The organism is Paenibacillus oryzisoli, assembly GCF_001653565.1.
Lineage (GTDB): Bacteria > Bacillota > Bacilli > Paenibacillales > NBRC-103111 > Paenibacillus_E > Paenibacillus_E oryzisoli.
This window is the reverse complement of sequence record NZ_LYPB01000069.1, coordinates 32441-55146: the sequence shown is the minus strand read 5'-3', so window position 1 is coordinate 55146 and position 22706 is coordinate 32441. Positions and strand designations below refer to the sequence as shown.

Annotated in this window: 10 protein-coding genes; all 10 read left to right on the top strand. The window is 45.8% G+C overall.

From position 1 onward, the window contains the following. Positions 1–15: 15 nt before the first annotated feature. The 10 genes from A8708_RS15080 to lacZ all read left to right on the top strand — a co-directional run bounded on the left by A8708_RS15080 (position 16) and on the right by lacZ (position 22200). Complete coding sequence (locus A8708_RS15080) at positions 16–2367, top strand: family 43 glycosylhydrolase (protein ID WP_082927525.1); 2352 nt, start codon at positions 16–18, stop codon at positions 2365–2367. Between the two features lie 221 nt (positions 2368–2588). Then, the gene (locus A8708_RS15075) at positions 2589–4460 is read left to right on the top strand and encodes an S-layer homology domain-containing protein (RefSeq protein ID WP_068664771.1); all 1872 of its coding nucleotides are present in this window, start codon (positions 2589–2591) and stop codon (positions 4458–4460) included. Positions 4461–4493: 33 nt separating this feature from the next. After that, a complete protein-coding gene (locus A8708_RS15070) occupies positions 4494–8690 on the top strand; it encodes an Ig-like domain-containing protein (RefSeq protein ID WP_068664768.1) in 4197 nt (1398 codons plus the stop codon). A gap of 240 nt (positions 8691–8930) precedes the next feature. After that, positions 8931–12086, top strand: a complete 3156-nt coding sequence (locus A8708_RS15065) for an alpha-mannosidase (RefSeq protein ID WP_068664766.1) — start codon at positions 8931–8933, stop codon at positions 12084–12086. 198 nt (positions 12087–12284) lie between these two features. Beyond that, positions 12285–13178: a carbohydrate ABC transporter permease gene (locus tag A8708_RS15060; protein WP_068664764.1), complete on the top strand. Its 894-nt coding sequence runs from the start codon at positions 12285–12287 to the stop codon at positions 13176–13178. A 16-nt stretch (positions 13179–13194) separates the two neighbouring features. Beyond that, positions 13195–14058 (top strand): carbohydrate ABC transporter permease, encoded by an 864-nt coding sequence (locus A8708_RS15055; RefSeq protein ID WP_068664762.1) that lies wholly within the window; start codon positions 13195–13197, stop codon positions 14056–14058. Between the two features lie 146 nt (positions 14059–14204). After that, on the top strand, positions 14205–15611 hold the full coding sequence (locus A8708_RS15050) for an ABC transporter substrate-binding protein (protein ID WP_068664760.1): 1407 nt from the start codon (positions 14205–14207) through the stop codon (positions 15609–15611). 92 nt (positions 15612–15703) lie between these two features. After that, the gene (locus tag A8708_RS15045; RefSeq protein WP_157264798.1) at positions 15704–17455 is read left to right on the top strand and encodes a sensor histidine kinase; all 1752 of its coding nucleotides are present in this window, start codon (positions 15704–15706) and stop codon (positions 17453–17455) included. 7 nt (positions 17456–17462) lie between these two features. Then, the gene (locus A8708_RS15040; protein ID WP_068664758.1) at positions 17463–19073 is read left to right on the top strand and encodes a response regulator; all 1611 of its coding nucleotides are present in this window, start codon (positions 17463–17465) and stop codon (positions 19071–19073) included. Positions 19074–19098: 25 nt separating this feature from the next. Beyond that, positions 19099–22200 carry a beta-galactosidase, LacZ type gene (lacZ, locus tag A8708_RS15035; protein ID WP_068664756.1) on the top strand — a complete coding sequence of 1034 codons (3102 nt, stop codon included), beginning with the start codon at positions 19099–19101 and terminating at the stop codon, positions 22198–22200. The last annotated feature ends 506 nt before the right edge of the window (positions 22201–22706 follow it).

Genomic DNA, 22706 nt, shown 5'->3' with positions numbered 1-22706 from the left:
GTATAAGATAATCAGATGCGAAAGATTAAGAAGACAGGGATTTATATCTTGGTTGTGTGTGTTCTTCTATGTGCTCTTGTGACAATAAAGCCACTGCTTCGGCAAGAGAAAGGGGCGGAGAAGATGGCGCTAACCTTAGGTCAGACGTACCAGAACCCGTTCGTTTTGGATCAGGAATGGGAGGATTACGGGATCGGGGATCCCTATGTTCTCCGTTTTGACGGTACATATTATCTGTATTGCAGCACCAAGGATCGACGGGTAGGCGTGAAAGCATGGAGTTCGGATGATCTTGTGAACTGGCGCTACGAAGGATTGGTCACCAAGGAAGCAATTAGCGAAGGGGCCTATGCGCCTGAGGTCGTGTATTGGAACGGTGCGTTCTACATGTACACCTCTCCTGCGGGCAAGGGGCATTACGTCTTGCAGAGCGATAAACCGACAGGTCCTTTCGTAGCGAAGACGGGCAATCTGGGCTTCACGATTGATGGTTCCGTGTTTATTGACGACGATGAGAAATGGTATTTCACACATGCCAAATTGAACGGTATCATGGCAAGCCCAATGAAGGATCCCTATACAATTGAAGCGGGCCAACAGTTAAATGCCTCACTTGGACATTGGACCGAAGGTTCTATGATAATTAAGCGCAACGGTCGTTACTTCATCACGTACACAGGAAATCATGTATTTAGTAAAGGTTATCGTGTCAACTACGGGGTTAATCATGAATCACCAATCGGTGCTTACACAATTCCTGAGAACAATCCGATTTTGATTTCTACTGCCAATGATTTCAATGGACTTGGTCACAGTGCGACAGTCATGGGTCCTGATTTAGACTCGTATTATATGGTCTATCACAACCTAGTCGGACGATCAGCAGAAGGCCCGCCCCTTCGCAAACTGAACTTGGATCGGCTTGTTTTCAACGGAGACAAGATGTCTGTTCTTGGTCCAACACATGGTTCGCCACAGGAAGTACCAAGAATGCCAGCATTTCAGGACATCCCTGGTGCTGCGCCTTCTGCTGACAAGTGGGAGCCAATACGTGGAGCAAGAGGCAAGGAGATATGGGTGTCAAAAGCAATGACAGGCCATCGTTATACCGCTGAATACAATTTTAGATGGTATCAGGCACAAGCTGCAGGCTCATCACTGGATGTCATATTCGCTTACGGGGATGCGGACAATTACCGTAGTGCACGTGTGAACAAAGCGACGATGGAGCTTTCCCTGACGGAGTGGACAAATGGCGTAGAAACGGTGGTTGCGACAATACCTTTGCCGAAGGAGACCGATCTTACGAAGGTTCATACGGTCCGCATCGAGTCGGGCAAATCGGGTACGCTGCTTTATTGGGACGGGCTGCTGAAGATTGAGGAAGCAGCCATGAAGGGGCGCGACGGCAGAATCGGATATGCGTGGCCCCAAGGGGAGAAGCCTGATCTGCATTTCACAGCTTTCTCCAATGAAGCGAATGGCAGCAGTGACGTGCAAGCTCTTAAGCCTCTGCCTGGCATGCTGGAAGCGGTTCATGCTGAATTTGAAGGTAAACCAACAATCCAATCCGGCATAACGCCTGATGGCAGTGAGTCTGTACGCCTTTCGAAGGGGAAAGATGGACTCCACTTTCGGGTCAATGTTCGGGAGGATGGCAGCTACCTGCTCTCCCTTAACGCAGCCAAGAATTCGGCGGGTTCAACGTTGAAACTCGAAGTAAACGGCACGACGAAGACGCTCAAGCTGGATGCGTCTTTATTCGCAGATCATGCAGCATGGACTAAGGTGCCGCTTGGTGAGTTTGAACTGAAGGCGGGAACGCAATGGCTGTCGCTGCACGGGGCGAAAGGAGACGTTACGCTTCGATACGTCGAAGCGAGTCCAACCGTCTCTGTGCCCGAGCAGGCTGTCATCAAGCCGACAGCTGTCGGCCTGGTCAATCGCTTCGGTGGAGACGTAGGTTGGACAGATTATACCGTTAGCTTCGATGTGACGCTCAAAGCGAACACATCGGATGAGGTAGGCGTCCTATTCAGGACGACGAACGAGTCGGACTTCAAAGATCAGGTGAAAGATGCTTTCATGGGGTATACCCTTGCGTTCCATACGGACAAGGTAGAGCTGCGGCGTGTGAATTATGAAAATACGGTGGAAGCGGCCTCTGGAAGTTTACTATTTAAGCCAGGTCAGACCCGCCACCTTTCCGTGAAACTGAAAGGTTCATTAATAGAAGTTTTCTCTGAAGACAGCGATAAATCTATCCTGACCTGGAGGGATCCGAATGCGTTTCTATTAGGGCGCGTCGGCTTACGGGGGGTGTCCATAGCTTGGACGATCTCGCCTTTGACAGTAACGATGAAGTAATAATGTATGATGTAATTACCCTTAATCAGAGCCGATATAGGCATGATGAGGGTGATTTTTCATGTTTTTATAGGTAATTGGAACTATATTTTTAGTGGAATTTTCAAATTCATTGTAGTAAAATGTCGAAGAATAAAGGAGTTCTGTAACGTTACAACGAAGATCATTGACGGGCTTCCGTAAAAGCGCATGTATTTCATAAACATCAATGGAGGATTTGTATGCAAAAGTATTTTAAAATGCAAGCAGTCAAGAGCTCATTAGCACTTCTGCTTGTTGCTGGAAGTATGCAATTTATATCGAAAGCAGCATTAGCTGAACCTGTAGAGGAAATACCAGTGTTGCTCTCAATGGGGAATGAGTTTGTTGAAGTAGGAGCAACGGTTACAATTCCGATTAAGGTTACACCGAATGGTGAAATCGCTTCGTATAACATGCAGATTGATTTTGATCCCAAGATCTTTTCCATTTCAGCGATTAATCCGAGGTATGGAAGCTCGGAGATGGACACATGTGTAAATACCATAGAGGGATGCTTTCAAGCTAGCTTCGATAACACTGCTGGATGGATACGCACAGCTTGGATTGATATGACGACGGGAACGAGTAATCCACACACAATTAAGGAAGAACAGGTCCTGTTTGATCTTGTTATTCAGGCGAAAAGCGAGGCGAATGCAAGTTATTTTCAAATCGTTGATCCTACAAATCGTGAAAGTTTAACTGTCACTGACGGCAATTTCACAGATCAGGTGCCCCATCAACGTGAAGTTAAATTTGTGGGAGGCTCGATCACTGCTTACATGAAATCCACAGATGTTCCGCCTCCATCAGGTGTGCCTGTGTATGTAGATGGAAAGCTGCAAGAGAAATCAGCAACCGCTGTAACCACGACGGTAAATAACCAAGTGGTCATGACAATCACGGTCGATAACAAGAAAGTGACTGAGTTGATTGAAGGCAATGCGTTAAAGAAAGTCATGTTGCCGATTCATAGCACCACCGCAAACGTAGTCATTGGGGAATTAAATGGCAAGTTGGTTAAAGCCATGGAAGGCAAAGAAGCTTCTATTGAAATTCAAACCAATCTGGCAACGTATACACTACCAGCGTCTCAGATTCGCATTGATAATATTTCGGATGCCATTGGCAAAGATATTGCGTTGGAAGATATCAAAATCAGTTTGAAAATCGCTGAGACCTCTTCTGATCAGACAGGGAATGTGGAATCAGCTGCTCGTTCGGGGCATTTTGAGCTGATTGGTAAACCAGTAGATTTTGTTATCGAAGCCAGTTATGGGGATAAGAAAGTCATCGTACATCAATTTAATCATTATGTGCTGCGTTCACTCGTATTGCCACAAGGCGTAGACCCTGCCAAAATGACGACTGGGGTTGTCGCTAACGAGGATGGCAGCTTGACGCATGTACCAACCACGATTCGCAAAGAAAATGAGACCTACTACGCAGATATCAAAAGTTTAACGAATAGCACGTATTCTGTCATTTGGAATTCCAAAACCTTCCAAGATGTCGCCACGCACTGGAGCAAAACAGATGTGAATGATCTTGCATCCCGACTAATTATTCAAGGAACAACAGAGAATCAATTCAGTCCCGACCGGTCGATTACACGAGCTGAATTCACTGCGATTATGTTGCGGGCGTTAGGACTCCGTAGTCCTAAAGATACACAGGACATCACTTTCTCAGATATCGGAGGCGCGGATTGGTATATGCAAGACGTTAAGACGGCTGTCTCCTATGGATTAATTAGTGGATATGAAGATGGTACCTTCAAGCCGAATGGACAAATTACACGTGCCGAAGCGATGGTTATCATTGATCGCGCGATGTCGATCACACAACTTGAGAAAGTGAAGACCGATGCTGCTGCGATAGACTTACTCTCTTCCTTCACGGATGTAACGACCATTCCAAGCTGGGCACGCCAAGCTATTGCCTCGGCGGTTAAACAGGGCATTGCGCAAGGTGCAGAGAATAAGCTTGCACCAAGCGATAATATTACTCGTGCACAAACAGCAACGATGATCCGCCGAATGTTAATCAAAGCAGGTTTAATTAACGCTTAATCGTAATGCCAAGTAAGAAAGGAATGTTAGCATATGAAGAAAAAGTTATGGGAGAAGCTCCTTCCCTATCCTCATAAAGGTCACTTTGTTACATTAAGCGCTATACTGGCCCTTAGTCCACTTGTTGGAACGGGACATACTTATGCATTGAGTATGGCAACTGTCACCACACCTGTCGTTAATAAAGATATTCAGTGGGTACAGATTAACAGCAATTCCGTTGTAGATGCGAACACCATAGCGATAGACATCACCAATCATACCCATTGGCATAATGAAAGTGGAATGACTCTTTCAGCGTCGTCGAAAGATAGCGCGGCAACGGCTCAAATCGATGGGAACTTGCTTAAAGTAACTATCCTTTCAGCTGGAACAGCAACTATTGAATTAAAGGCCGAGAAAGACGGCAGAGCAACTGCGGTAGACACGCTGCAATTTACTATTATTCGAATTGGGGACACCAATGGTGATGGGAATGTCACTTCGGCGGATGCCCTATACATTACGAAGGTTGCGAATACAACCCCTCCAATTACAGATCCAGTTGAGATCAACCGGTTGGATATTAACCGAGATGGGAAAGTGAGTAAAGAGGACGCCACAGCGCTTTTAACGAATTATGTAGGGAAATCAGGCACCGTGGCCAGCACGTTTATTGTGAATATCCAAGAGATTAACGACAAGCCGCAGGTCACATCTTCTCATGTGGACGGTCAACTTAAATTGAATGAAATTGTGGAAATCATGCCGGACTATCAAGATGTTGAAGGAGACTTAGCAGATACTTACACCTATCAATGGTATCGGGGTAAGGATCAAGATGGGTCATCCAAATTAGCAATTAATGGGGCACGGTCGAAGCAATACACCATTCAAGCGAGTGATGTGGGCGAGTATTTGTTTGTAGCTGTTACGCCAAGCGCCCAAACAGGTATTAAATACGGGGATACGTACATGTGGACAAGTGCCACACCTGTTCCTGATACGACGCCACCTGTGCTTAATCAACCTTTGCAACCATTGTTGTTAATGAGTAAAGCTGCTAAGTCATCCAATTTTATTATGGTATTTAACGAAACCATCCAAGCGGGTACAGGCAATATTACGCTACGCAAAAAATCAGATCAGAGTATTGTTCAAATCTATGCCGCAAATGATGAGGATAAAGTGAAGATCAATCAGGTAACCGTCGAAATCACAAATCCAGGTTTAACCGATGTTACCGATTACTACATTGAAGTCGATAGTACGGCTATTCAAGACTTGGCTGGGAATCCCTATGCTGGTCTAAGTGGGTCAACAGGATGGGCCTTCTCTACGCCAGATACGACTGCGCCAATCGTGAGCGGAAGTCTACCGGTCACTGCTTCAAGGAACGTATCGAAAAATGATGCACTGAAACTGACCTTTAACGAAGCTGTAAAGGCGGTTGCTGGTAAAGCAATTACCATTTATAAAGCGGATCAAACGGAGTTTGAAACGATCTCTGCCGACGATACATCAAAAGTAACAATCACTGGTTCTGAGGTAACGATTCTACACAGTAATTTCGAAGAGAAAGAGGATTATTATGCGCTTGTTGAAGCTGGTGCATTTGCAGATCTTTCGGATAATGAATACTCGGGGATAACGAGTAATACGGCTTGGGCGTTTTATGTGTCAGATGCTACGGCTCCCGAAGTTAACAGCTTGTATCCGCTTAATAATGGGAGCAAGATCAACCCCACAGATCATTTTAAAATTACTTTTAATGAAGCTGTTCAAGCTGTGTCAGGCAAGCAAATCAAAGTGTACAATGCCATTACGCACAGCGAAGTTGCTGCTCTTGATGCAGATGACGCCTCTCAAGTTCAGATTACGGATAATGAAGTTGTGCTCGTAAATCCAGGCTTGGAGAATGATAAGTCGTACTATATTGAAGTAACTGCTGGCGCTTTTCAAGATCTTGCGGGTAACCCTGTTGCGGCTATTGGAGGCACTTCGGATTGGACTTTTGCAACACCGGATACGATTGCGCCAACAGTGACAGCCTATAGTCCGGTTCCAAATGGTAGTATGGCATCGAAGGACTCTGCTCTATCGCTTACCTTTAGTGAGTCTGTCGTGGCGGATGCTACGAAGAAGATAATCATTTATAATACTGCCAATGACGAAAGTGTAACTGAGTTCAATGCCGCAGATTCAACACATGTGGCAATCGTTGGAGGGCTGGTCACATTCTCTAACCTAGACTTAAAGGAAACGAGTAGTTACTACGTTCAGATTGAAGAAGGAGCCTTTACGGATTCTACTGGTAACTCGTATGCAGGAATATCAGGGAAGATAGATTGGGCCTTTGCGACACCGGATACGACAGCACCAACGATTGAGGTGCTTTCGCCTGCTAATTCTTCAACGCTTAACAACTTATCTGCGCAACTAGTGATTACATTTGACGAAGAAGTAAAAGCCGTAAACGGCAAAAGCGTAAGTATCTTGAAAGAATCGGATAACTCTATTGTAGCTACCTACTCGGCAACGGACAGCACGAACGTTATCATTGATGGGAAAGCAGTAAAGATTACCAACCCAGGTCTGTCCGACGTAACGACCTATTATATTAAAATAGATAGCGGAGCTTTCACTGATTTAGCTAATAATGCGTTCGCTGGGATATCTAGTTCGGCGACTTGGAGCTTCTCGACACCAGATAAAACGGCACCTGTCGTAATGCAATTGACACCTAGCCATCAAGCTATTGGTGTTAGTAAGAGCGCTGACTTCTCTGTCGTATTTAATGAGAATATCCAAGCCATCGCGGGGAAAATGATTCGTCTATATAAAACCTCTGATCATAGCAACGCGATCGCCATTTATGATATCAGTGATACGGATTATGTAACGCTCAATGGGAAGACGTTAACCATCAAAAATCCAGGGTTAGATGACTCCACCCAGTATGATATTAATATCGAGCAAGGAGCTTTGAAGGATTCGTCTGGCAACCTGATTGCAGAGCTTGTTGGAACGACAAGCTGGAGTTTCTGGACACCAGACACACGTACGTTTACTGTAACTAATTTTGAAGAGTTTAGCGAGAGTCAGCTACTTGCATCTGCAGGAGCAATGCTAGACTTAGTCATAGTAGGTGATACATTTAAAGATGGTTCAATCGTGGGTTCACCAAGTAGTTTATCAATCGACGATTTCGTATTGAATCATGCACCTAGTGGTTTAACTATTATTAGTGCGGATAAAGCAGGTGATCATGAATTATTTCTTGCACTAGATTATGATGGAACAGATTTTGACACAGACATTACGAATTTCAGTGTAACGATTAAAGCGGCAGCTTTAGCATCTGGCAGATCATTGACTTCACCTGATGCAACGATTACTGCTACTGTAGAATTTGATTTGATTACAGAAAGTTTAAGTCCTGCAAACGGTGCAAGCAATGTGGATAAAAGCGGCGATCTTACGATGACATTTGATTCCAATGTGAGTGGTGTGGCTGGTAAGAACATTAAGATTTATAAGAAATCCGATGACTCTCTTATTCAGACTATTGATGCAGGCGATAGCTCCAAAGTAACTACGAATAACAAGGTAGCTACGATCAAACATCAATCGCTGCTGGATCAAACCGAGTATTACGTCACTGTTGAGGGCGGCGCGTTCAAAGATGCGCAAGGCAAGTTGAATCTCGCCATAACTGGGAAGACAGACTGGGCTTTTACAACAGTTATGTTTAATACAGGTCCTTTTTTTACGGACTTTGTAGATGGCGGGGATGGTCGGATTGCCTTAGAAATAGCAAATCTACCTAATAGTGCTGGCTATGGTGGATACCACTTATGGATCTATAAGTATATGAAAGATAATGGAACGATCAAAATTGATAAAATCCCACTCAATGCCGGAGTTAACAAGGATATGTTGTATATTTTTATTAGTGCTATCTTCTATGATGCGTTTGATATAATGCCAATAATGTACTTTAATGATGAGTTTGGTGCCTATGATCCTACTAAGTACACAGTGAACGCCTATGTGATCAAAGATGCAGGCGGGAATACAATTGATGTCCTAGGTGATCCGACAGCTGTGACTGCGAATGCTTTCTTGTCTAACGGTGGTACGCTTGTGCGTAAACCAGCTATGGGTGGAGGGGTTAGCGCATATCTGCCATTCCAATGGAATGTGTTTCCTAAAGGCACTTATCAATACTTTGGGTCACACACGAACTAAGTAGTAACATTCTTCAACTAAGCCAAAGAAAAGGACTATCTCCACCATTGGAGGGGTCCTTTTCTTGTATCATTAACAGGAAAATGAAATTACCCCCTATGAATGATCCGTTTACCTATCACACCTTGAGGCAGTTATCCATTACAATAAGCATAACTAACGCTTAGATATAGTAGTATTATCCATTATCAGGATTCATATGTGGGCAGCATCATCAACGGATTGAGGGGGAATTTTGTCATGTTTTGGACAATAGAGAAGTTGCAAGCACGAATTCATGAATTGGAACCTTTTCGCTATCGTGATGAAAGGGTTATAGATACATTTCGTTTCAAATTAGATGCCGAAGGCGCGATTGGCGCCTATCCATCCGATGACGGCGAATGGGATTCGATTCGCATAGGAGACCGCTGGAAAGGCCGCGATGTTTATTATTGGCTAGCAGTGGATGTACGTATTCCCGAAGAATGGACAGGCAGGAAGGTGCTTGGCCGGTTTAGGTTGGGACAAACAGGAGAAGGCACGAATAGCGGTTTCGAATCGCTTCTTTTTCTGAACGGAGAGCCGTATCAGGGCGTGGATTCGAATCATGATGAAGTATTTTTCTCTGAAGATGTGATTGGTTCGGAGGTGCAGTTGCGTTTCCGCTTATGGTCTGGTTTAGGCGGTTACCAAAGCGCCCGTGTCATGGAAAGCAAGCTGGAATTGGCAGCTCTGTGCTGGTTAGATGAGGCTTGCGATGATTTGTACTATACGAGCAAAGCGTTGCTAGAAACGATTCGCATCTTGGACGAACGTCGTCCGGAACGGCATGGATTGTTATCTATGCTGGATCAAGCATTTCTAATACTCGATTGGTCAAGACCAGGGAGCGAAGCTTTCTATAACTCCGTTGCGCAGGCGCAAGAACAATTGCAAAAGGCATTGTCATCGATGCCGAAACTGCACGCGGTTGTTGTTCAATGCATAGGGCATACGCATATCGACGTCGCTTGGCTCTGGCAGTTGAAGCATACGCGGGAGAAGGCAGCACGATCATTCTCCACGGTACTACGCTTGATGGAGCAGTATCCGGACTACATTTTTTTACAAACACAACCACAGTTGTATGAATATTTGAAGTCGGATTATCCAGATATGTATGAACGGATCAAGGAACGCGTGAAGGAAGGTCGTTGGGAAGCAGGAGGTGCCATGTGGCTGGAGGCAGACTGCAACTTAGCTTCTGGGGAAGCGCTGGTGCGGCAGCTGCTCTACGGAACGCGATTCTTCCGTGAGGAATTCGGCGTTGAATGCAAGTATTTGTGGTTGCCAGACGTATTTGGCTACAGCTGGGCGCTGCCGCAAATTCTACGGAAGTCCGGTATTGAATCGTTTATGACGACGAAAATTAGTTGGAATCAATATAATCGCATGCCTCATGATACGTTTATGTGGCGTGGCATTGATGGATCGGAAGTACTGACCCATTTCATAACGACGCCGGATCCGGGCTCCAGTGAAGGTGCGTTCTACTACACCTACAATGGGAAAGTTACCCCATCTTCGGTACAAGGTATTTGGGACGCTTACCGGGACAAGGCACTTAATTCGTCTCTATTGCTGGCTTATGGGTTCGGCGACGGCGGAGGTGGCGTAAATCGCGAAATGCTGGAGATGCGGCGCAGATTGGATCAAATTCCTGGCATTCCCGCGGTTAAGACGGGGCGTGCTGACGAATATTTTGACAAGTTGCATAAGCAGGTGTCTGACTCAACATCCTATGTGCATACATGGGACGGCGAGTTATATCTAGAGTTGCACCGTGGTACTTATACCAGTCAAGCTTATAACAAGCTTATGAATCGTAAGTTGGAGCTGCTGTATCGCGAGACAGAGTGGCTGCAAGTCATGAGCGGTTTATTGAATGCCAGCGCACAGGCGTCGAACACCGAGAGCTCTCACTCTCTGAATGAAGGTTGGAAGATTATTCTGCGTAATCAGTTCCATGACATTATCCCGGGTTCATCCATTCGAGAGGTTTATGAGGACAGCAGGATCGAATACGGCCAAGCCCATACCCTTGGAAAGAAAGTGTGGGAACTGTCTGCTTCTTATTTAACAGATAGTAAACAGGGGCCTGAGATGCTGGTATTCAACAGTTCACCATGGGAGGTGACGGATATCGTATCTCTGCCTCAAGGGGAAGCGGGAGATGAAGGCCTCTGGCTGGATGCGTTAAATCGGCCGCTTGAGACACAGCTAGTAGATGGGAATCAGTTGGTGAAGGTTGAGAGGATTCCATCCATGGGATACACCGTGATTCGACAAGGGGATCGGGCGGATACGTATTTGCAAAAGGTGAAGGACATGCCATTCACAATGTTGCCTCAGGGTGTCATAACGCCATTCTATGAAATCGAATGGAATGGAAGCGGGCAGATTGAACGACTCTATGATCGGATAGAGAATAGGGAGATCATCGCTGAGGGCCAGACGGGCAACCGCTTCGAAGTGTTTGAAGATAAGCCGAAGGGCCGGCATGAGGCATGGGATATTGATATTTTTTATACGGAGAAAAAGCAGGAAGTGGCCAGTGTAACCCGGATAGAAGTGACGGAAATAGGGGCTTTGACTGCGATTGTCCGTTTCGAGTGGACCTATATGGATTCAACCCTTGTGCAAGATATGGTGTTCTATGCGCATAGCCGTAGAATCGATTTCAAGACACATGTGGATTGGCATGAGCCGCGCAAGCTGTTGAAAGTTGCTTTCCCTGTGCGGATCCGGGCGACGGAAGCGACGTACGATATTCAATTCGGCAATGTAAAGCGTCCTACGCACTGGAATACGAGTTGGGATTATGCGCGGTTTGAAACGGTTGGCCATCAGTGGGCCGATTTGTCGGAACGCGGATATGGTGTCAGCCTGCTGAACGATTGCAAATATGGCTATGACATCAAAGATAATGTGATGCGATTAACGCTGATCAAGTCTGCGATGGTACCGGACCCTACCGCGGATATTGGTGAGCATCATTTCACCTATTCACTGCTGCCGCATGTGGGCGATTGGTATGAGGGGAAAACGATGCAAGCAGCAAACGCACTTAACAATCCACTTACGTATGTGTCTGGAACGCCTGAACAAGCGTCATTCAGCTTGTTCCGTCTGTCGTGCGAACATGTCATGATTGATGCGGTTAAAGGCGCGGAGGATCAGGACGCAGTTATTTTGCGTATCCACGAGTACGCAGGCATTAGCGGTCCGCTTGAGATTACGAGCGACGCCGGGATCGTGTCTTGGCAGGAGTGCGACCTGCTCGAACGCCCTGAAGGCGAGCCTCAACATGACTCCCTGATAGGTGTGCAGTTAAAGCCCTATGAGATTCGAACATTTATGATCCGATTCAAATAAATAGATAGGCAAACAGACCGCAAACTTATTTGCGGTCTGTTTGCCTTGCCCCATTTCTCCCACGTATTACGTCATGTTCTCCCCCTATAGGGAAGACAGTTGATTTGTCATACGGACATAGTTGAATTACCACTCCCGCCTACTTGCGCGGTTGTACTATGCTTAGACTACTATTTCAGTCTAAGGAGAAGATGACACATGCGCAAAAGGAATTCCCTCTTCAATTCCTATGTTTTTATTTTTCCAAGTCTTTTTTTAACGTTGGCGCTAGGCATATATCCGCTTATCTGGGCGCTTCGCTATATGTTTTACGATTACCAGGGGTATGGCGAAGCGAAATTCATCGGAATCGATAATTTTACAAGATTATTTCGAGATACGGAGTTTTGGCACTCCGTGTACAATACGCTTATCTATGCGGGCGGTAAGCTCATTATCGTACTGCCGCTTTCACTGATCCTCGCTGTCATACTGAACAAGGGGATTAAAGGGAAAGTGCTATTGCGCGCCGTGTATTTCATGCCGACCATTATAAGCACATCCGTTATGGCAATCGTATTCTTTACGATTTTCAACTCCTATAACGGTATTCTCAATCAATTCTTGCTCAAGTATGGCATTATCTCCAAATCGATTGATTGGCTAGGACCTGATTATGCCATGATCACCGTTATCATTATGGCGATATGGGGCGCGATCGGTAATTATATGCTTCTATTCATAGCCGGATTGCAGGGGATTCCCGATGATCTATACGAGAGTGCATCCATTGATGGCGCGAATGTGTTTCACAAGTTCTGGTACATTACGATTCCAATGCTCGGGCCTGTTCTGCAGATGATCGTGATGCTGGCCATTATCAACTCCCTCAAAGGATATGAAAGTATTATGGTCATGACCGAAGGCGGACCTTTCGGCAAAACCGATGTCATGTATCTCTATGTATACAAACTGTTTTTCCCAGTCTCGGCAACTTCTCCGACGGTACAGCAGATTGGTTATGGTAGTGCTGCAGGTTTCGTAACAGCCCTCATTGTCGGATTAATTACGATTTTTTACTTCGCGATGTCCAAACGGTTGAATCAGGATTAACAAGGGAGGGTATATAATGATTACTAGCACAAAATCAGGTGGTTTCTCGGGCAGCCGCATAATCGGGCATAGCATCAAATGGATCTTTTTGATCGCCATCGCCTTCTTCACGATATTCCCAATTATTATGGCGATGTTGGGCTCAGTCAAAACGAATGCAGAGTTAACGACCGGGGCTACTTTGCTGCCCTCCGTCTGGAAGTTCTCCAATTACGCGACCGCATGGAAGCAGGCTAACTTTGCACAATTTACATGGAACAGCCTCTTTATTAGTATTATCGTAACGATCGGAACATTGCTTGTTGCAACAATGTCCGCCTATGCCGTGGATCGAACAAAGTTTCCTGGCAAACGTTTATATGTATCTTTACAAGCCAGTACGATGTTCATTTCGATTGGGGCGGTTGTGTTGATGCCGCAATTCAATCTCATGGTTAAGCTTGGTTTGAACAAATCACTTTGGGGTGTCATCATCATCCTCATCTCCTCGCATGCGGTAATCTATTTCATGTTGATTGGCTTCTTTAAAGCGATTCCTAGGGATTTGGACGAGGCTGCGTACATTGACGGCTGTAATTTCTTTACGGTATACTGGCGGATTATTCTCCCATTATTGCGTCCCGCACTTGGCGTTACTGCCCTGTTCACGTTCCGTGGTGCTTGGAATGAATATATCTTGCCGCTGGTCTTCACGATGACGAACCCGAAACTACAGACGCTGACGGTTGGTCTAGCTAATTTGCGCTACGGCATTGGCGCTGCTGCCGAAGCGCATCTCATGATGGCTGGTGCATGCTTGTCTTTCCTGCCTATTCTCGTCGTGTATGTGTTGGCGAATAAGTCGTTCATCCAGGTTACAGCAGGTAGTGTAAAAGGATAGCCGCACAAACACACAAAGAGTTATTTTCCCCCACATGGAAAGTTGAATTGTCAATCACGGTTGGGATGGATATAGCAGTATCATGAAAACAGTTACAAGATACATGCATCCGAACATAAGAAGAGAAAACAGGAGGGTTTAACGACATGAATAAAAAGATAGTTCTGAACACATTGCTTGGCGTAACTATGGTAGCTTCACTTGCAGCATGCGGTGGAAAAACCGATCAACCGACGAACACTAGCTCCAGTTCATCAACTTCACCTGCAGCAAGCGGTCCGAAGACGAAGCTTACGTATTGGACGATTGACCGCCATGACGCTGATTATATGAAGGAAGTTATCAAGAAGTTCAACGAGACGAACAAGGACAATATTGAAGTAGAAATGACAGTTATGGCTGATAATTTCAATCAGTCGGTCGATATTGCTTTTGCTAGTAAACAAGCCCCTGATATTTTCCGGACCAACGATTTCCCTGGTTTTGTGAAGAAAGGGTACCTATTGCCGCTGAATGATATGATGACAGATGATATGAAGAAACGCTACAGCAATTTGCTTATTGAAGAGAGCAATATGGTTGATGGCCAAATTTATTCACTTCCAAACACAGGGCAATACTGGAGATTGATTTATAACGTAGATCTGTTCAAAAAAGCTGGCATTACTGAGCCGCCAAGAACGATTAAGGAAATGGTTGAAGATGCGAAGAAAATTACCGAAGCTGGCAAAGATATCGGAGCTTACGGTTTTGCTGAGAACTTCAAGAATCCAAGCTCTGCTTTCTCACGGATTGCCAATCCGATTGGATCATTCAGCGGGACGTCCGTGTTAGACGGTTATAATTATAAAACAGGTCAGTATGATTTTGCCGCTTATAAACCGATTGTTGAAGGGCTTCGTCAAATGAAGCAGGATGGCAGCATGCTGCCTGGTGTAGAATCTCTTGATATTGATCCGCTTCGCGCCCAATTCGCAGCAGGGAAAATCGGTATGTACTTTAACCACTCCGGCGAACCTGCTGTATACCAAAGCCAATTCCCAACCAAAGTGAACTGGAGCGCAGCGCTGCCGCCAACGATTGACGGGCAACAAACAGGAACTGTAGCCGTTGCGAATACAGGCAACTATATTGGCATCAACAAAGAAACGCCTAACAAAGATAAAGCATGGACATTCTTAGCGTATATCTATAATCTGGACTTCCAGAAGGAATATCACGAAAAAGGCCTTGGGATCTCAATTGTAGCGGATGTAAATGCGACTGCTAAGAAGCCAGCTATGCCAGGTATTGAAGGATTCTTGCCTACGAAGTTCGATGCATTGTATGCAACGACTCCGACTGGCGTGGCGGAAACAAAAGTTGAAGGCATTAAAACAGGGAATGTCATTATTAAATATATGCTTGAAGGCGGAGATTTGGACAAAATCTTAGGTGATTTGAGCACTCGCTATAATACGGCATTAGAGAAAGCGCGTGCCGCGGGAGAAACGAAGTTGAAGGCAGACCCGAATTTTGATCCGGGTAAAATGCAAGGTACGCTTGCCAAATAGGCAGAGGTTTGAATGGATACAATAGGAAGGGGGCGCGCGGCTTATTGCCATGCGTCTCTTCCTTATTATTATACAGAGAAGGGGGAGTCAGCTTGAATCAATGGTTTTATCGGCTATCGCTCCGCCAGCGGTTAAGGATCTCGGTATTAATGCTGACGATTGTTTCCATTGCTCTGACAGGCATCATGTCCTATTGGATTGCTTTTCGATCCACGGAGAATGAAGCGTTTATTTCGAGTCAAAATACGCTGAATAAATCGACGCGCGTGCTGGATGAGAAGCTCAGACATATCATTGTCTCGACCTCTTCGATGATGCTGAGTGATCCATTCAAGAATGCCATGGAGGATGTCTTTGCAAATAACTCGGCCTCATACTATACACGGCTCTCCTCATTGCAAACGCCTCTAGGCCAAATGAAACTGATAGAACCATCGATTCAATCCGTTCTGATCTACACGCCTGTTGGTGAAATGTATGCAACGAATGATCTGCGCAACGGGCAGGTTCGTTTCAAGGATACGATATTTTCCGAATATCTGAACACAACAGAACGTGTCGTATGGCTGGGAGATCATGAGGATGCGCTTTTTTTAGGTAAAACGAGAGTGATTTCGCTGATTATGAAGCCTGTGACGGATGCCGCTGTTCGAGACGTTTATGTGGTTGTCAATGTGAAGGAGGACGCCATTGGGAGCGTTATTACGGATGATTTGTTGGATCATTCCAAAAGCTATTATCTTCTTTCGAACAATGGCGAAACAGTGCTTCCTTTAAGCAGCCAGCCTCCTCCTTTTCAAAATGATCCTTCTTTTCTGGAGCAATTGCAGAAACAAGATCGCGGTTTCTTCAAATATGACACCGCTGGCAATAAATTGCTAGTCAACTATTCGAGGCTTACGATGGCAGGCGATTGGATGATGGTCAGTGTTCAACAGCAATCGGATTTGCTGCGGCAGGTTAATCGGATCAAAACAATTACACTCTGGATTATGCTGTGCTGCGCTGTATTGGCTTTCGTGCTATCTAATGTGATATCGAGCTTTCTACTCAAGCCGCTGCACAAACTTCAAGGGTTGATGAAAAAGGTGGAGCAAAATCATCTTGATGTGCGCTTCACATCTAAATATGAAGATGAAGTGACCCAGGTTGGACTTAAGTTTAACCGAATGCTGGAGCAAATTTCTTCACTCATTGAAGATGTCAAAGAAGCGGAGTACGAGAAACGAAAGATGGAGGTAAAAGCGCTGCAGGCGCAAATCGATCCGCATTTTTTGTATAACACGCTGAACACGATCATCTGGAAATCGGAGACGTCTCAGAACCGGGATGTCACGGAGATGATTACTTCTCTATCTCTCCTATTCCAGTTTGGTCTTAACGGCGGGAATGAGATGACCACGTTAGCCAAGGAGATTGAACATGTGAAGCAATACCTAATCCTTCAGCAGAAATGCTATGAAGATTTGTTTGATTATTCGATTGAGCTAGAGGATGAATCTTTGTTAGATCGACCCATTTTGAAAATTATTTTGCAGCCTTTGGTGGAAAATTCAATCCTACATGGGTTTCAGGGTATGGATGGTCAAGGGAAAATACACATAGTTATTGCAAGTACCGACGACCATCTGGTCCTTCAAGTAGAAGACAATGGGGAAGGCATGGATGTCTTAACCGTTGACAGTGATATGCGCAGGGAACAATCTCCTGCCAAGAGCTACGCCCTTCGCAATGTGTATGGACGACTGCGGCTATACTACGGCAATCAAGCAGATATTCGTCTGAGCAGCGAGCCTTATGACTCCACCACGGTGAAACTAACTATACCCTTGACAGGCGAGTGATCAAGCAATGACGACAGAACTTAGAATGTGTGTAATCGACGATATCAAAACCGTGGTGCAGGGCATTGCGAACCAGATCGACTGGGCGTCTTACGGAATTAGCATCGCAGGAACGGCGAGTAATGGTGAGCAAGGCATTGAGCTTATTACAAGCACAGAGCCACATATTGTTCTGACCGATATCCGCATGCCCAAAGTGGATGGGTTGGAGATGACGAGGCAGATTCTGGCACGGTTTCCACGAACGAAAATTGTCTTTTTAAGCGGCTATACGGATTTTGAGTACGCCCAAGAGGCACTGCGTCTAGGTGCTTTTGATTATATTGTCAAACCGTATACACCACGAAAAATTGTCGATGTCGTTTTGAAAGCGAAGCAATCGATTGAAGAGGAAATGCACGAAACACAGCGGTACCGCGAGATGGAAAGAAAGCTGCGGGAGAGCTTGCCTTTCTTGAGGCAGGAATACTTTCAGCTGCTGCTTCAATTCCGAACGACGCCTGAGCAGGCGCAGAAACGTTGGGATTTTTTAAATATTGGACTTGAACGCGAGCGTTTTGTTGTGATGCTGACTGAAATTGATCAATTCACGGAGCAAACAGATACACTCCCTGTTCAGGAGGTCGAACTGATCCGGTTTACCGTTCAGAACATTTTGGAGGAAAGTTTGAGAGAGCATACCAAAGGGTTTGTTTTCCGAGATCATACCAATCGGTATGTGGCGATATTCAACCCTTCAGATAGCATTCATGCCGAAGCCATAGCGGAGCGGTGCCGCGAAAATGTCAATCAATACTCCAGATATACCATATCTATTGGGCTCGGGGAAGAAGTGCAGGAGATCCATCAGATCTCTTACTCCTACTCTCAGGCGTTCGCGGCTATCTCCTATAATTTTTATACAGGCGGCAATACCGTGTACAAGTACCTAGATATGAGCCCAGTCCATCAAACTTTGCCCCGCTACTCCCCGGAGAAGGAAAAAGAGCTTTTTTACTGCTTAAGGTCGGGGAATTTGCCCAAAGCAAGCAGCATTGTGGATGAACTGTTTGAGGAAACCGTTCATGCCGCGATCCCTCCGGCTCCCGAAGTGGTCAAGGGCATGTGTGATGAGCTGGCCTTTCTAATCAATCGCGTCTTCTCAGAAAAGCTAACGCGCGAGGAAATGGAAGGGATTGAACGATATCAGTATCAGATTAAGAGTTTATCCTCCTATAAATTTAAAGAGCTTCAAGACCATATCAAGGAATTATGTAGAATCGGGTGCGCGTTCATACAGAAACGCCATGTTGAAGATGTGAATCAAGTTGTCGAGCAAGTCATAGCACATATACGTCACAATGCTGCATCCAACATGACCGTGAATGATTATGCCAAATTGGTGTATTTGAGCGGTAGCTACTTCGCCAATCTGTTCAAGAAAGTTACAGGCATGACGGTTACTCAGTTTGTAACTACAGAGCGAATGGAGCAGACGAAGGCGATGCTGCTGGAAGGCAAGCAAGTTCAAGAAATTGCTCAGCTACTAGGCTACGAAGACAGGCGGCATTTCAGTGAATTGTTCAAGAAACATACAGGTATGACACCGTCAGATTTCAAACAGCTCTACACAAAGTGAAAATATAGTTGATGAGGTGCACGACATGCGTCCAAAATATTCCTACACACGTCCGAAGAACGGCTATCCCGAGTGGAATAATAATCCAGAAATTTTCCAGTTAAACCGAAAGAATGCTCATGCGACTTTGATGCCGTATGACTCCGTAGAAGAAGCGCTCAAAGGGGATCGAGGTACGTCCCCATATACCGTTTCACTGAATGGCTTGTGGAAATTCAGCTTTGCAGAGACCCCTGATAAGCGGAGTACGAACTTCTACGAGGTTGACCACGATACCAGCGGCTGGGATTCGATTCAAGTTCCCTCACATTGGCAGCTTCAAGGTTACGATTATCCGCAGTACACGAATGTGCGATATCCTTGGGAGGGCAAGGAGGATATTAAACCTCCTTTTGCACCGACAGCTTACAATCCAGTTGGCTCCTATGTCCGCACTTTTTCAGTGCCGGATGAGTGGAAAGGTCTTCCTGTATATATTAGTTTCCAAGGTGTGGAATCAGCGTTCTACATCTGGGTCAATGGTGATTTGGTTGGATATAGTGAAGATTCGTTCACGCCTGCCGAATTTGATTTGACGCCTTATCTGCAAGAGGGCGAGAACAAATTAGCCGTAGAAGTGTATCGTTGGTGCGATGCCAGTTGGTTGGAAGATCAGGATTTCTGGCGGATGAGCGGAATTTTCCGTGATGTCTATCTATACAGTACACCGAAGGCGCATATTTATGATTTCAGCGTTGTTGCGGATTTGGACGACGAGTATCTCCACGGCGACTTGCAACTGAAGGCAGTGGTGATGAATGCTTTCGGAGAGAAGCTAGGGATGCATACGCTGGAAGCTAGCCTGTATGATGCAGATGAAAATATTGTAGTAGGACCCTTATCCGTGGACGTAGAGCTCAACGATGCGAATGAGCAAGTGCGGCAGCTACGCACCAACATTGATTTTCCGAAAAAATGGACGGCTGAAACCCCTCATCTCTATCGTTTGGTTTTATCGCTGAAGGACGCTTCTGGGAAATTGATTGAAGCGGTTAGCTGCAACGTCGGGTTCCGCAGGTTCGAATTAAAAGATGGGCTTATGACAATTAACGGCAAACGCATCTTGTTCAAAGGTGTCAATCGTCACGAGTTTAACTGTGATACGGGCCGTACCGTGCACTATGACGATATGGTTCGCGATATTCAACTGATGAAGGCCTATAACATTAATGCCGTACGTACTTCGCATTATCCGAATCATCCGCTTTGGTACGATTTGTGTGATGAATATGGTCTTTATGTTATTGACGAAACGAATCTTGAGACGCATGGCAGCTGGAATAATTTCCAAGAGGACGAAGGATGGACGGTCCCTGCGAGTAAACCAGAGTGGACCGCGAATGTATTAGACCGCGCTAATTCGATGCTGCAACGGGATAAAAATCATCCGTCGATCATCATCTGGTCATTAGGCAATGAGTCATGGGGTGGCGATAATTTCATTCGTATGCATGATTTCTTCCGCTCTAATGACCCGACGCGCCTCGTTCATTATGAAGGCGTCACGCGCTGCCGCAAATCCGATGCAGCTTCCGATATCGAAAGCCAAATGTATACATTGCCGCACAAAGTAGAAGAGTATGCACGTTCGAATCCTAAGAAACCTTTCATTCTATGTGAATATAGCCATGCAATGGGGAATTCGAATGGGAATCTATTTAAATATACCGAACTGTTTGACAAGTATCCCATACTCCAGGGCGGCTTTATCTGGGATTGGATCGACCAAGCCATTCGTACCAAAACCTCAGATGGCAGCTCATATCTGGCCTACGGCGGGGATTTTGGCGATACACCTAATGATGGCACATTCTGTGGGAATGGTCTTATATTCGCAGATCGCAGTGTGACTCCCAAGTTATATGAAGTGAAGAAATGCTATCAGAACGTGAAGTTCGAAGAAGTCGATCTGCAGCAAGGGCATATCCGTGTTACGAACAACTATTTATTTACGAACTTATCCGATTATAAATTGAAGTGGGAAATAGCTAAGAACGGTCTGCTAGTAGAGGAAGGGAATGCTCCACTAGATTTGGAACCAGGGGCTACGGAAGTTGTCGAACTTTTCTATCTACTGCCTGAGTACGTAGTTGATGGAGAGGAGTATACGTTGACTGTTCGATTGGTTGAGAAGCTAGATCAGCTGTGGGCTCCTGCCGATCATGAGGTGGCGTTCGAGCAGTTCTTGTTGCCAGTGGAGTCGCGTGCTGTGCAAGCGCTAGAAGCTCTGCCTGTGCAAGTGGAAGAGTCGAATACTTCTGTCATGGTATTTAGTTCGGATTTTCGGGTAACTTTCAGTAAGCAGTCTGGTGATTTAACCTCCTATGTGTACAATGGCGTCGAGCTCATCAAAGTAGCACCAAGGCCTAATTTTTGGCGTGCCAGTATCGACAACGATAAAGGAAACAAGTTGCCGGAACGTAGTAGGACTTGGAAGGAAGCTGGCCAAGAGCGTAAGCTGCATGCCATGCATGTTCGTTCCCAAGCGGATAAAGTGGAAATTACAGTCGCGTATATGCTGCCAACGACACACAGTTCGATCTGTAACCTGCTCTATACCGTGACGGGGGATGGCCGGATTGGGATTCGTGAGGAGCTCCTCCCAGGACATAACCTTCCGGAAATCCCGGAAGTCGGCATGATGCTCCAACTGGACGCCAGCTTCGAGAACCTGAAGTGGTACGGCAGAGGCCCCCATGAAAACCATTGGGATCGTGCGGAAAGCGCAAGGTTGGGCATTTACCAAGGGAAAGTAGCAGACCAATATGTACCGTATTTGCGTCCACAAGAATGTGGAAACAAAACGGATGTAAGATGGGCAGAACTGACACGTGCCGATGGCCTCGGTTTGCGGATTGAAGGAGCGAAGGCAGTTGAGCTGAATGCGCTGCCGTACACGCCGTCCGAACTAGAAGCGGCTGATCATATGTACAAGCTGCCCACTAGCGACAAAATTGCGCTGCGCGTTAACTACCGCCAAATGGGCGTTGGCGGCGACGATAGTTGGATGTCGAAGACGCATCCCGAGTTTACGCTTTATGCGAACCGCAGTTATGCCTATAGTTTTTCGATTCAAGGGATTAGATAACCATTCCCAATGGGAATTTAACACAAAAGGTCAGTCGACGAAATGTCGATTGACCTTTTTGTGCGCTCATAGAATTTGTAAGATTCCGGGGTACGGAAATGGTCTGTGACCAAAGTCTCTCCGCTGAAACGGGGGCGCTTATCCTCCTCGAAGGAATTCTACAGATGAAATTTTTCATGTATGAATTGTGCCTGAGACTGGAGGTCCAATAGCTTACTCGCGTGAGGGGAGTATAAGATACTGGTTGCGAGTAGAAGTGGGGGAGCGAAGAGGAGTGGTAGGAGTAAATGTGAATGTGCAGTGAAGTAGAAGTAGGGGAGACGAGTAGTTAGTGTTTCAAGCGAGTTAGATGGTGCTCTAGACAAAATGGATGTGTGTTCGAGCGGTGAGATGGTGCTCTAGGCAGAATGGATGTGTGTTTGAGCGGTGAGATGGTGCTCTAGGCAGAATGGATGTGTGTTTGAGCGGTGAGATGGTGCTCTAGGTAAAATGGATGTGTGTTCCAG

What these genes read in the sequence shown, in the direction of transcription:
- A8708_RS15055 (WP_068664762.1), top strand. Translation starts at nt 13,195, where the DNA reads ATGATTACTAGCACAAAATCAGGTGGTTTCTCGGGCAGCCGCATAATC.
- A8708_RS15040 (WP_068664758.1), top strand. Translation starts at nt 17,463, where the DNA reads ATGACGACAGAACTTAGAATGTGTGTAATCGACGATATCAAAACCGTG.
- A8708_RS15080 (WP_082927525.1), top strand. Translation starts at nt 16, where the DNA reads ATGCGAAAGATTAAGAAGACAGGGATTTATATCTTGGTTGTGTGTGTT.
- A8708_RS15060 (WP_068664764.1), top strand. Translation starts at nt 12,285, where the DNA reads ATGCGCAAAAGGAATTCCCTCTTCAATTCCTATGTTTTTATTTTTCCA.
- A8708_RS15050 (WP_068664760.1), top strand. Translation starts at nt 14,205, where the DNA reads ATGAATAAAAAGATAGTTCTGAACACATTGCTTGGCGTAACTATGGTA.
- A8708_RS15075 (WP_068664771.1), top strand. Translation starts at nt 2,589, where the DNA reads ATGCAAAAGTATTTTAAAATGCAAGCAGTCAAGAGCTCATTAGCACTT.
- A8708_RS15065 (WP_068664766.1), top strand. Translation starts at nt 8,931, where the DNA reads ATGTTTTGGACAATAGAGAAGTTGCAAGCACGAATTCATGAATTGGAA.
- A8708_RS15070 (WP_068664768.1), top strand. Translation starts at nt 4,494, where the DNA reads ATGAAGAAAAAGTTATGGGAGAAGCTCCTTCCCTATCCTCATAAAGGT.
- lacZ (WP_068664756.1), top strand. Translation starts at nt 19,099, where the DNA reads ATGCGTCCAAAATATTCCTACACACGTCCGAAGAACGGCTATCCCGAG.